Raw genomic sequence first — 1,019 nt, 5'->3', positions numbered from 1 at the left:
AATCGTTTATTTGAACTTTATAGATTTTTCAAAAGAACCATTGTTGTGGGCAGTTTATAAAAAATCAAACATTGTAATTAATGAGAAACTCAAAATCAAAATCATACAGCCAGTAATGAAATAATTTAATCGTCCGAAATTTTGGTTTTCTTTTCTAATCTTATGTACTCCAACGATAATTAAAATTGGTAAAATCAGCCAGATGATAAGTCCAAATATCGATTTTAATGCATCAATCAAATTCATGTCCTGTTCATCAGTAAAAGAAAGCATTGAGATTTCAAAATATACCAAAAATGCTGCAAATGAAATTGGAACTGCATACCCAAAAATTATTCCGATTGATTTTCTTTTTTTTAGTCCAGTAGATGCCAGTAAAGAATAAATGAAGAACAACAATGCACTTTTATTTTTCCAAATCAACTCCAGTGTTGTTATGTCTCCACCACCCCATCCTATGGCAAATGCTGTCATAATGTATAGGTACCCAAATCCAACTAAACTGATAATTGAAGTTAAGGCAAAGAGAAATATTAGAATTCTTCTTGTTGAATCATTTGAGATTTTCATTCGGAATTGCCTTCAACTGTTTATATGGATGTAATTTACACAGATATACTTCCAAAATGGAATAAAATCGATGTGATTAGTAATCGTTTATTTGAACTTTATTTGGTTTGTTGTACAAATTGTTCAGCAAATCGGCCTTATTATGTTTTAAAATAAAAAACATTGGGAATTGAAGTTGAAGCCCCATTTTCTAGGTCTTTGTAAATTAAATCCATCTTGTAATATGCTTTTGCTGGTATATTCGATTTATTAAACCTAATATAGGTAAAGTCATCCTGCTCAATTTGAACAGTGTCGTTTATAAATTGATAATTACGATTATCAGTTCCATACATCAGGTTTATCGACCAATTCTTGTCTGGATTACTTTTATACACCAAATAATAATAATTGGCATCCTCCTTTAAAACAGGAATATCTTCGAAACCAATTTGAAACCAATAGGGTTT

The 1,019-nt window shown here is 29.9% G+C and carries 2 protein-coding genes; both read right to left on the bottom strand.

All coding sequences use genetic code 11. The features are described 5' to 3' along the window. Window positions 1-54 precede the first annotated feature (54 nt). Complete coding sequence (locus tag J0X14_RS19010; RefSeq protein ID WP_207099407.1) at window positions 55-570, bottom strand: hypothetical protein; 516 nt, start codon at window positions 568-570, stop codon at window positions 55-57. A 140-nt stretch (window positions 571-710) separates the two neighbouring features. Further along, window positions 711-1,019: hypothetical protein (locus tag J0X14_RS19005; RefSeq protein WP_207099406.1), on the bottom strand; the 309-nt coding region annotated here is incomplete at its 5' end.

Origin of the sequence: Allomuricauda sp. CAU 1633 (assembly GCF_017313225.1) — a bacterium.
Taxonomy (GTDB): Bacteria; Bacteroidota; Bacteroidia; order Flavobacteriales; family Flavobacteriaceae; genus Flagellimonas.
Note: the sequence above shows the minus strand (reverse complement) of the source record. Positions and strands in the feature narration are given on the sequence as shown.